The organism is Synergistaceae bacterium DZ-S4, from assembly GCA_025943965.1.
Lineage (GTDB): Bacteria > Synergistota > Synergistia > Synergistales > Synergistaceae > Caenicola > Caenicola nitritireducens.
The window spans coordinates 1-11,786 of the sequence record JAPCWD010000023.1; the positions used below are offsets into that span (position 1 = coordinate 1).

General features: G+C 42.4%; 10 protein-coding genes. All 10 read left to right on the forward strand.

Annotated elements, in window-relative coordinates; all coding sequences use genetic code 11:
* Nucleotides 1-184: ATP-binding protein (locus OLM33_09850; protein ID MCW1713955.1), on the forward strand; the 184-nt coding region annotated here is incomplete at its 5' end.
* A gap of 340 nt (nt 185-524) precedes the next feature.
* Nucleotides 525-2,384, forward strand: coding sequence for a polysaccharide biosynthesis protein (locus OLM33_09855; GenBank protein ID MCW1713956.1), 1,860 nt, complete (start codon nt 525-527; stop codon nt 2,382-2,384).
* 388 nt (nt 2,385-2,772) lie between these two features.
* On the forward strand, nt 2,773-3,933 hold the full coding sequence (locus OLM33_09860; protein MCW1713957.1) for a DegT/DnrJ/EryC1/StrS family aminotransferase: 1,161 nt from the start codon (nt 2,773-2,775) through the stop codon (nt 3,931-3,933).
* On the forward strand, nt 3,930-4,523 hold the full coding sequence (locus tag OLM33_09865) for a sugar transferase (GenBank protein ID MCW1713958.1): 594 nt from the start codon (nt 3,930-3,932) through the stop codon (nt 4,521-4,523). Before OLM33_09860 ends, OLM33_09865 begins: the two co-directional genes overlap by 4 nt.
* Before the next feature lie 2 nt (nt 4,524-4,525).
* Nucleotides 4,526-5,764: a glycosyltransferase family 4 protein gene (locus tag OLM33_09870; protein MCW1713959.1), complete on the forward strand. Its 1,239-nt coding sequence runs from the start codon at nt 4,526-4,528 to the stop codon at nt 5,762-5,764.
* Nucleotides 5,765-5,816: 52 nt separating this feature from the next.
* Entirely contained in the window at nt 5,817-7,136 is a 1,320-nt protein-coding gene (locus OLM33_09875) for a nucleotide sugar dehydrogenase (GenBank protein MCW1713960.1), read from the forward strand.
* 352 nt (nt 7,137-7,488) lie between these two features.
* Nucleotides 7,489-8,250, forward strand: a complete 762-nt coding sequence (locus OLM33_09880; GenBank protein ID MCW1713961.1) for an N-acetyltransferase — start codon at nt 7,489-7,491, stop codon at nt 8,248-8,250.
* Nucleotides 8,251-8,404: 154 nt separating this feature from the next.
* The gene (locus OLM33_09885) at nt 8,405-9,409 is read left to right on the forward strand and encodes a Gfo/Idh/MocA family oxidoreductase (protein ID MCW1713962.1); all 1,005 of its coding nucleotides are present in this window, start codon (nt 8,405-8,407) and stop codon (nt 9,407-9,409) included.
* A gap of 3 nt (nt 9,410-9,412) precedes the next feature.
* Entirely contained in the window at nt 9,413-10,561 is a 1,149-nt protein-coding gene (locus OLM33_09890; protein ID MCW1713963.1) for a glycosyltransferase family 4 protein, read from the forward strand.
* 37 nt (nt 10,562-10,598) lie between these two features.
* Nucleotides 10,599-11,741, forward strand: coding sequence for a hypothetical protein (locus OLM33_09895; GenBank protein ID MCW1713964.1), 1,143 nt, complete (start codon nt 10,599-10,601; stop codon nt 11,739-11,741).
* Nucleotides 11,742-11,786 lie beyond the last annotated feature (45 nt).

The following is an 11,786-nucleotide window of genomic DNA, read 5'->3' on the forward strand; positions in this document are numbered from 1 at the left end:
CAAACACTTTGCTGGCTGGGGAGAGTTGATGAGTGATCCGGTTATAGCTACGGCAATGCTTGACCGCCTGCTGCATCACGCTCATGTTATTAACATACGCGGTGAAACATATCGACTAAGAGGAAGGTCAAAGGCCGGGTTTGTTTCTGTTCCTCCCGCTGTAATTAATCCGGCGTTATCTTAACCGGCTGAGGAAGTCCGGCGTTGGGTCAAATTTCAACCGGCGTTTGGGTCAAATTTATCCCGGCGTTGACAAATGTTATTGTTCAAGAATATAATGCGTTTGAATTAATTTATCTTTGATAAAAGACAGGAGGTCCAATGTTGCATTTGGCATAAAGACTTAAACATGATTTTGTGCTAGAATTACAACACTTTGGGGTTTTCCTAAAACCAATAGTATTTTGACTTTATTCAGATATTTCACAAGGTTATTTGTAAATATTCAATATTGTCCATCATATTTTTTATTGTAAAGGACAGTTCTGATTTTGATAAAAGAAAACCGCCTTCTTAAATGTATTTTGTCTATTTATCTTAAAACTGCGTCAAGGGGGAGATATGTGCTTTCCCTTGACTTTATTTCACTTGCGCTCGCTGTCTACTTGGGCTATGCTCTCAGGCTCACTTTCTTTATCGAAATGGGATACGCCGGCGAACTTCTTCAGACTATTTTCATCTTCTCTGCATGCATTCTTATCCCTATGATATGGGGCGGAGTATACAAAGTAGTATGGCCCAGAGCCAGCGTGGAGGAATATACTATCCTGCTCAGATGGTATGTGGCAGGGACAGCCATTTTCCTGGTCCTCTTCAAGCTAAGCGATGAATTGAGGGTGCCCAGGTCTTCCCTCTCGATACTTATTATTCTCGGTCTCCTCTTCCTTACAACGACGCGGGCGTTCTGGAAGCTTGCCTTTGTCACACGTTCGGGTAGGTCCTGCCAGCAGCAGCGTGCCCTCGTAATAGGAGCGGGGGAGGCGGGGACTCTCCTTGCAAGGGACCTTCTAAGAAATGACACGGAACTGACTCCCATCGGCTTCATTGACGATGACCCCGGACTTCAAAACATGAAGGTTGCTTCTCTGGACGTGCTTGGCAATACAAAGGACATCCGCAGGATCGTCATGGAAAATGACGTCGAAGTTGTCCTTATAGCTATCCCTTCTGCCTCCGGAAACAAGATAAAGGAGTTCGTCAGTTCCCTTGAAGGGCTTAATGTTCGTGTACGTATACTGCCCAGCCTCATCGACCTTGCCGACGGGCACGTCAGCGTCAAAAAACTCCGCTCGGTAAAGCTCGAAGACCTTCTCCGCAGAGAGCCGATAAGGCTTGACGACCCCGGTGTCGAAAATCTGATAAAGGGCAAGCGTGTCCTCGTAACGGGAGCGGGAGGATCTATCGGATCTGAGATCTGCAGGCAGGTCGCCGCCAAAGGACCTTCCGAACTGCTTGTACTCGGCCACGGGGAGCAGTCAATATATAATCTGCTCGAATCATTCGCCCTGTCGGGAAACAAAGTCCCACTGGTGCCGATAATCGCTGACATAGCAGACAAAGTGACCCTGGAAGCGATATTTAAAAAACATATGCCGAACCTCGTCTTTCACGCCGCGGCCCACAAGCACGTTCCGCTTATGGAAGACAACCCAAGAGAGGCTCTTCGCGTCAATTCCTACGGAACGAGGACCCTTGCGGAAATGGCAGGGAAATACCGGGCTGAGAGAATGGTAATGATATCAACGGACAAGGCGGTCCACCCCTCGAGTATAATGGGAGCGACAAAGAGGATCGCAGAGCGCATGTTATTCTATGTTCAGAAGAGATACCCGGATACATCCTATATGGCTGTGCGCTTCGGAAACGTCCTGGGAAGCCGCGGCAGCGTCATCCCCAAGTTCGAACAGCAGATAGAGCGCGGAGGCCCGGTGACAGTAACACACAAGGACATGAAGCGCTACTTCATGCTCATCCCGGAAGCTGTCAGCCTTGTCCTCCGGGCAGGAACTATGGGAGAGGGCGGAGAACTCTTCGTCCTCGACATGGGAGAGCCCGTAAACATAGCGGAAATGGCCGAGACCCTCATAAGGCTCCACGGCCACGAACCATACAAGGATATTAAGATAGAGTTCACAGGCATCCGCCCCGGAGAAAAGCTCTACGAAGAGCTCTTCTACGACCCGGATCACGTAGACACGACAGCCAGCGAAAAGATCTACCTGAGCAAGTTCTCCCCCGAGAAAGAATCGCTTCTGCCCAGAGTCGAAAAGCTTTTGGCAGACTCGGCTGGAGGTACTTTGTCTGAAGCAGAGTTAAAAGCCGCAATATTCCAGCTGGGCGGAAATGGGGAGTTGGACCATGGGCAAGCGACCGGCAAGCAATAGGCAAGCGGTTGTCAAGCAGTTGTGAGGGGCAGCGGCAAGAATCGTGCCGCGGAAATCGATAGGGAGTCAGTGGGTAATCAATGGCGAATCAATTGTTTGGACCAAGTATCACTTCCCGTCCTTCCTGGACTCATTCATAATCGTCATTCTGGTATGTGGTAGAGCCGGAACAGCGGCTTAGGTTTGGGTCCTAAACAACTGATTTGCGATAGATTCGCAACCTCAGCTTGCCAATGCACCTATAGCCAACCGCTTGCCTATTGCTTGCCAACGGCTTGCCAAGGTACATCTTCAGGCGGTTTCACACGGCAATTAATATGCCACGGATTTTAGTGTAGAATAAAGAATGATTTAATACGTCTTTTATTCCAAGAAGAAGGTGTACCGAATGTCTGATAAAAAATTCTTGCCTTTTGCTTTGCCTGATATTGGAGAAGAAGAAATAAACGAAGTAGTAGATTCTCTTCGTTCAGGTTGGTTGACTACAGGTCCAAAAACAAAAAGATTTGAATCAGATTTTAAGTCTTTCTTGGGGAATGATGTGACTGCTCTTGCAGTGAATTCTGCAACTGCCGGCTTACATCTTGCGCTTGAGGCATGTGGCATTGGTCGTGAAGACGAAGTTATTACAACTACATTTACATTTACATCAACTGCAGAAGTGGCTAGGTATCTTGGGGCCCACCCTGTCTTGGTAGACATTGATCCTGCATCTTTGAATATTGACATTTCTCTTATTGAAAAATCAATTACATCAAAGACAAAAGCGATCATCCCCGTTCATATTGGAGGATTGCCCTGTAATATGAGTGAAATATTACGAATTGCCAGGAAGCACAAATTGAAAGTTATTGAAGATGCTGCTCATGCGTTCCCTGTCAGTTACAAGGGTAATATGATAGGAACTCTTGACTCAGACGTTACAGTCTTCAGCTTTTACGCTACTAAAACAATTACTACCGGAGAAGGTGGGATGCTTGTAACTAAAGATCCTAAAATAGCTGCAAGGGCCAGTACGATGAGATTGCACGGAATAGACCGGGATGCTTTCGACCGCTATACCTCAGACAAACCATCCTGGTACTATGAGATCATAGCTCCGGGTTATAAATACAACATGACAGACATCGCTGCCTCAATTGGTATACATCAACTAAAGAAAGCAAATATTTTTAAAAAGCGAAGAACTCAAATTGCCAACGCTTATGTTGAAGGTTTACAGTCGCTTCCTATCGACCTGCCCTTGCTAAATTTGAATGACGGAGACAACGCTTGGCATCTTTTTCAGATAAGGCTTAAAAATGATTCTCCTGTCTCACGAGATAATTTTATTAAAAATATGTCAGAAGAGGGGATTGGCTGCAGTGTTCATTTCATTCCTTCCCATATGCAGCCTTACTATAAAGAAGCCTACGATCTGAAAGAATCTGATTTCCCTGTTGCTACAAAAGTTTTTAAATCTATAGTAAGCTTGCCGATATATACAAAAATGACTGATTCAGATGTGTCTTTTGTGATAGAAAAAGTAAGAAAAGTTCTCAGTGCATGATTGTAAAAAGATTGTTGGATCTATTTTTGTCGGTTTCAGGGCTAATTATTTTAAGCCCACTGTTTTTGTTGATCTCTCTTTGGATAAAGATTGATTCCAAAGGGCCGGTTTTTTACAGACAGGTCCGGGTCGGTAAAAACATGGAACCATTTAAAATATTTAAGTTCAGGACTATGGTTCATGACCCGCATGGCAAGGGATTACAGTTGACCACAAGCGATGATAAAAGGATAACCAGATCGGGAAGATTTCTTAGGAAGACCAAGCTGGATGAACTGCCGCAATTAATCAATGTATTAATAGGTGAAATGAGCCTTGTTGGGCCGCGGCCGGAAGTTCCCAAATACGTAAGATACTATCCGGAAGAAGTAAGGAAAATCGTTCTTTCTGTTCCCCCGGGAATCACAGACAGGGCTTCTTTGGAGTTCAAGAATGAAAACGAAATTCTTAATTTGTCCAAAAACCCTGAGAAAACATATATAGATGAAATTTTGCCTGTTAAGCTGAAATATTATGTAGGATACGTCGAAAACAGGACGTTGTTAGGGGATATCAAGATAATCATTGATACTTTTTGGGAGTTAATATAATAATGAGGATATTGTTGATAAATCATTACGCAGGATCCGTTTATCACGGAATGGAGTTTCGTCCTTATTACATGTCAAGAGAATGGGTGAAAATGGGGCATAGCGTGACCATTGTTGCTGCCTCTTTTTCACACCTTAGACAAAAAAACATTGACATGGAAGAGCCTATCAAAGAGGAATATATTGATGGGATAAGATATGTGTGGCTGAAGACCCCCGTTTATCACGGAAACGGAATAGGCAGGATAAAGAATATGCTCTCTTTTCTCCGCAAGCTCTATAAATTTGAAAAGGTAATAAACAAAGATCTTGATCCTGATGTGGTCATTGCGTCTTCGACATACCCATTGGATTCTTATCCGGCAAACTGGATGGCGAAAAAGCATAAGGCAAAATTTGTCTTCGAGCTCCACGACCTCTGGCCGATGTCTCCAATGGTACTGGGCAACATGTCCCAATGGCACCCTTTTATTATGGTAATGCAGAGAGCGGAGGATTATTGGTGTAAAAATGCAGATTTGGTGATATCACTACATCCATATGCATATAAACACCTGATTACAAGAGGAATGAGCATAGATAATTACAGGGTAGTTACTAATGGAATTGTTATTGAAGAATGGGACGAAAATTATCATAATTTACCTGAGCCACACAATACGACTATTATAAACTTAAAAAATCAGGATAAATTTCTGCTAGGTTACGCAGGGGGACATGCACTAAGTAACGGATTGGATTTGTTGGTTAATTTAGCTAATTCAGTAAAAATTGACAAAAGCATTCATTTTGTTTTTGTGGGGGATGGCGTTGAAAAACAAAATCTTGAGAAAATGTCATCTTCCCTACAATTAACAAATATTTCATTTTTGCCTCCCATACCTAAAAATACAATTAAAACATTTTACACAGCTATGGATGTTTTGACCTGTTGCTTGCCAATGACGCCATTATTACAGTATGGCCCTGTAATGAATAAAACTTTTGAATATATGATGGCAGGAAAACCTGCATTATGTTCATGTTCCTCTACATTTGATCCCGTAAGTGAATCTGGGTGTGGTTTTACTGTACCCTCAGGGGATGTTGAAACGATGTCTCAGAAGTTATTTAAACTCAAAGCAATGGATAAAAAATCAAGAGAGGATATGGGTGCTAAAGGACGTGCTTTTGCTGTAAAAAATTATACATACTCTGCCTTAGCATGTAAATTTATTGAATATATTGCTGATAAATATTAATGAATATATTTTTATTTAGTGAGACATATTTCATTTCAGGGGAGCTGTAATAATGATATTAATTAATAAAATTAAATCTCAAACCGCTCATATAGGTGTAATTGGTCTTGGATACGTGGGACTTCCTCTTTCGGTAGAAAAGGCAAAAGCGGGATTTGTCGTTCTTGGCTTTGACGTACAATGCGAAAAGGTGGACATGGTCAACAGGGGAGAGAACTACATCGGTGACATTGTGCCCCAGGACCTCAAGGACCTTGTTGCAAGTGGACATCTTTCTGCTACCTGTGACTTTGACAGGCTTATTGAGTGCGATGTGATTGCGATCTGTGTCCCTACACCTCTGGATAAATTCAAACAGCCGGACCTTTCATACATAGTCAACTCCGCAAAAGAGATTTCCAAGAGAATGCACAAGGATATGCTTGTGGTACTCGAATCTACAACATATCCCGGTACGACGGAAGAGGTAGTCAAGCCCATACTCGAAGAGAGCGGTCTCAAAGTAGGCAAGGATTTCCACCTCGCATTCAGCCCGGAAAGGGTAGATCCCGGAAATTTGCGATATAAAACACATAATACCCCAAAGGTGGTAGGTGGTTGTACTCCCGAGTGTACAGAGATAGCAAAGACTCTCTACAGCATCGTGCTTGGGGCAGATGTATTTACAGTCTCATCACCAAAAGAGGCAGAGGCGACCAAAATACTCGAAAACACATTCCGCATAGTCAACTGCGCCCTTGCAAATGAAATGGCGATCGTTTACGACAAAATGGGCATCAACGTGTGGGAAGTAATAGCAGCGGCATCAACAAAGCCTTTCGGTTTCATTCCTTTCTATCCCGGCCCGGGAGTTGGTGGCCACTGCATACCGCTTGATCCTTTCTATCTTACATACAAGGCCAGGGAGTATGATTACCATACAAAACTTATAGAGCTTGCCGGAGAGATAAACGATGGTATGCCAAATTATGTGGTTGAACGCCTAATGGACATTTTGAATGAGCACGGAAAAGCATTAAGCAAGAGCAAGATAATGCTCCTGGGTATAGCATATAAAGGTGACATAGATGACCTTAGAGAATCGCCGGCGCTTAAAGTATGGGAAGAACTGGAGAAAAAACACGCACAGGTCGTATTCCATGATCCTTACTGCAAAACAGCCAAATGGAAAGGCAATGAAGTCGCATCAGTTGAACTTTCAGAAGAAGAAATTAAGTCATGTGATGCAGTCGTTATTACAACGCTACATACAAAGAATGTTGATTATAAACTGATTCTGGATAACGCCAAGGCAGTCTTTGACACCAAAAATGCCATATCCTCAGCACTGGGCAAAGAAGCTGTGGAAGCGGAGAATCTGTACCGCTTGTAATTATTGGCAAGCGATAGGCAAGCGTTGGCAAGCAATAGGCAAGCGGTCGTAAAGGGCAGCGGCTCCGCCGCGGGAAGCTGCGACAAAAACGGTCGCGGGAAGCAGTTGCAGGTAGGGTCAAACGCTAGTCAAACAATTGTCAAACGATTGTTAGAACCAGAGATCTCACCATTATCGTCTCCCCGGTATGGGTTGACCCCCGGGGTCCAGCGTCTCTCGTTGAGATCCAAAAAGTTGCTATTAGACTGATTTTTGGTTATCTTTTAAACAACAGCTTCACTATTGCTTCACTATTGCTTCACGCGACCATATTTGTCGCAGCTTCACAAATGATCTACAGGGGGTTTTAAACATGCCTAACTACATTTCTGATACAGCGAAAATCGGTGAGAACGTTACTCTCGGTCACAACGTAATAATTGAAGACAATGTTTTGATTGGCTCCAACGTTGAGATCGGGCATAATGTCATAATCAAGGAGAATGTGCGGATCGGGGACAACTGTAAGATACTTGACGGAGCTATCCTTGGAAAAATGCCTGCTGTCGCTTCCATGAGTGCAACCACAGGTGCTCCCAGGGAACTTCCTCAACTGGTTATTGGCAAGGCCGTAACAATAGGGGCGGGGTGCGTAATATACAGGGGAGCGGAAATAGCTGACAGGGTCTTCTTCGGTGATCTTGCCACAGTCCGAGAAGATGTGAAGATCGGGGAAGGTACTATAATAGGGCGTGGAGCAACGGTGGAAAACAAAGTGACCATCGGTAAAAAGACAAAGATAGAGACCAACGCCTATATAACGGCGTTCAGTACGATAGGGGATTATTGCTTCGTTGCTCCTTGCGTAGCATTTTCCAATGATAATTATGTGGGACGTACTGAAGAGAGGAAGAAACATTTTGGTGGTCCGATACTAAGAAGGGGAGCAAGAATTGGAGTAGGTTCAGTTCTTCTGCCCGGAGTTGAAATAGGAGAAGATGCCCTTGTAGCAGCCGGCTCAGTAGTAACAAAAAATGTCCCCCCCAGAATGATAGTCCTGGGAGCTCCTGCAAGGATTTGGAAAGAAGTATCAAAGGAACAGTTGTTAGAAGAGCAGATATACTATGAAAAGTAAGGTGCTCAGTAATGGCTAATCTTTTGCCCTTAGTTCAGTAATGTTTAAAAAAATCGTTTAACAATAGTATGACCATTAATAAAAAACAATAGCTTGCCAATTGCTCGCCTAGCGCTTGCCAATTGCTTGCCAAAATCCCGGGGGGATTTTAACCATGCACAAAGTAGCTTTAGCCGGATGCGGTCGTATCAGTAAAAACCATATTGAATCACTGCTTAAACTGAGGGAAGAAGGAATTGCAGAGATCGTATCCTGCTGTGATGTTATCCCGGAAAGGGCGCGGGAAGCGGCAGAGAAGATCGGCAACGGATGCAAGCCTTACACCGATTACTCACAGATGCTGAAAGAAACTGAGGCTGATCTTGTAACTCTCTGCACCCCTTCCGGCCTTCATCCATATCAGGTGATAGAGGCAGCACAATCTGGCAAAAACATCCTTTCTGAGAAACCGCAGGGATGTTGTCTTGAAGCATGCGACAAGGCAATAGAAGCGGCTGAAAAAGCCGGGGTCAAATACATGGTCGTGAAACAGAACCGATTTAATCCAAGCATTCAATTGCTTAGAAAAGCCTTTGAAAAAGGCAGATTTGGCAAAGTATACATGATACTGGCAAACGTCTTGTGGACACGCCCCCAGGATTATTACGACATGGCAAAGTGGCGGGGGACTTATGAGCTTGACGGAGGATGCCTTTCAAACCAGGCAAGCCACTACGTTGACCTTGTTCAGTGGTTCGGTGGGGATTTTACAGATGTCTCGGCACAGTATTCCACACAGAAGATAAAAATGGAAGCTGAAGACACCATATCCGTGGCTATCAAGTTTGCTACGGGTGCGATTGGCAGCATAAACGCGACAGTGTTGACATACCCGAAAAACCTTGAAGGCAGCCTTACCATCCTTGGAGAAAAAGGAACTGTACGTGTCGGAGGATTTGCCCTCAATAAAATTGAACATTGGGAATTTGCTGATGAAGATCCGATGGATGAAGAGGCAAGACGCGCTGACACAGCTCCGCCATCAGTATATGGTTTTGGTCACCTCCCTTATTACAGACATGTATTTGATGTACTTGACGGTAAGACCGAGCCGATGTGTACGGGCAGGGAAGCCAGAAAAACGGTTGAGATAATTATGAAGGCGTACGATAAGGACTAAACTATGTCAGTCAAAGTATGCCATGTAACAAGTGTCCACCCCAGATATGACACAAGGATTTTTATAAAAGAGTGTACTTCATTAGCCAATGCAGGTTATGATGTTACGTTATTAGTTGCTGACGGAAAAAAGGACGAGATTAAAAATGGAGTAAAGATAATCTCTGTTACAGGTATTCCAAAATCAAGATTCCAAAGAATAATTTTATCGAGCAATATTATGTACAAAAAAGCTCTGGAAGTAGACGCAGAAATATATCATTTGCATGATCCAGAACTCTTGCCGTTGGCAAGAAAATTGAAAAAGGCAGGGAAAAAAGTAATCTTTGACAGCCATGAAAACTACCCTGCGCAAATCAAGGTCAAAGGCTATATTCCGTATATACTTAGGTCAGTAATATCTGGTATTTACAAAACATACGAAACAGGAACGGCGAAAAAGATAGATGCTGTCATTACACCATGTACTTTTTTTGATGGCGTAGATATTTTTAAAGGAAGATGCAAAAAAACAGAAATAATATCAAATGCACCGTTACTCTCCGAGTTTTATGACAAATATCAAGAGGAAAAAAATGAAAATAAAGCTCCGTCCGTTTGTCATGTCGGAGGCCTGACATACAACAGAGGAATTACCCACTTGATAAAAGCTGCATACAAGGCAAACGTAAAATTGATTTTAGGCGGCAAATTCTCGCCTGCCAGTTACGAATCCGAAGTCAAACAAATGCCCGAATATTCCTCTGTTGATTACAGAGGGCACCTTACAAGAGATCAAGTATTGAAGTTATATAAGGAATCAACGATTGGCGCAGCAACGATTTTAAATATCGGACAGTACAACACAGGGGATAATTTTGCAACAAAAGTATATGAATATATGTCGATGGGATTGCCTGTAATAATAACAAAATACTCCTATGCAGAAAAAATAATTCAAAAATATAACTTCGGAATTGCAGTAAACCCCGATAATGTGGATGATATAGCCGAGGCAATAAGATACTTGATTGACAACCCGGACAAAGCAAAAGAAATGGGCAAAAACGGAAGACGGGCGGTACTGGAAGAATTTAACTGGGGAATAGAAGAAAAGAAACTGATAAGCCTGTATAGAAAGTTGGAGATGAGTCATGGGGTACATGCAGTGTAAACGTTGTGTAATGGATAATCTTTCTGATCCTACAATTATGTTTGATAATGAGGGGGACTGTAATTATTGCTCAGATGCCCTCAGAGCGAAAGAAGTTGTTTATTTCCCTAATGATATTGGAAAAAAGAAGTTGGAAAAGTTTTTTGATGACCTAAAGGCAAAAAGAATGAAAGAGAAGTATGATTGCATGCTTGGACTGTCTGGCGGGCTGGATTCATCTTATGCAGCTTACATTGGCCATACATATGGTTTAAGGATGCTTGCAATACACATTGATGATGGTTTTGACACGCCTGTAACAACTGCAAACATTAATAAAATATGCAATAAGTTTTCAATTGATCTGATAATCGAAAAACCTGATCCAGTCCTGTTTGCTGACCTGACAAAAGCATTTATTAGAGCCGGAGTGCCAAATATTGCTATACCTCAGGACAATGTTCTTTTTGCCTGTCTTTACAGGTTTGCCAAAGAAAACAAAATTGATTGCTTTTTGAACGGGGGCAACTTTGCACTCGAAAGCATTCTACAAAAAGGCAATACTTACGATGCCTCTGATAAAAAACACATTCTATCTATATGGAAACGTTTTGGTGAAAAATATGATCCTGGAAATCTCCCAATTTTTTCAGTTTTTGAAAAAAAGTTTGTCTATCAGTATTTACACAAGATAACGTTTTTCAGGCCACTCAATTTCTTAGACTACAATGCAAAAAATGCATTTGAAACGTTAAGTAAGTCCTGTGGTTTTGAATATTATGGTGATAAACATTGCGAGTCTATTTTCACCAAATTTATGCAGCGCTACTATCTGCCAACAAAATTTAGAGTAGACAAAAGAAAATCTCATTATTCAAGCATGATAGTTTCTGGTCAAATGACAAGGCAAGAGGCATTGGATAGGCTTAAAGAACCTCTCTATGAGAAAGATGATTTTGAGTATGATTTAAATTTTATTTTAAGTAACCTTAAAATGAGTAAAAACGAATTTGACAGAATAATGTATGAATCGCCGAAGTCACACTTGGATTATCCAACATCTCGAATAAATAATACCGCTAGATATTTATTAAAATTCCGTAAATTGATATTAAAATACACTGCTGTCCAAGATAGCTCAAATTTCAAAATGCCCTCCTGTAATAGCAAGGCTTTGTTAATCGTTATTGGACACATTTAAAACCAGGTTGTACTTCATGGTTTACTTGTTATTTTCCTCTTGACC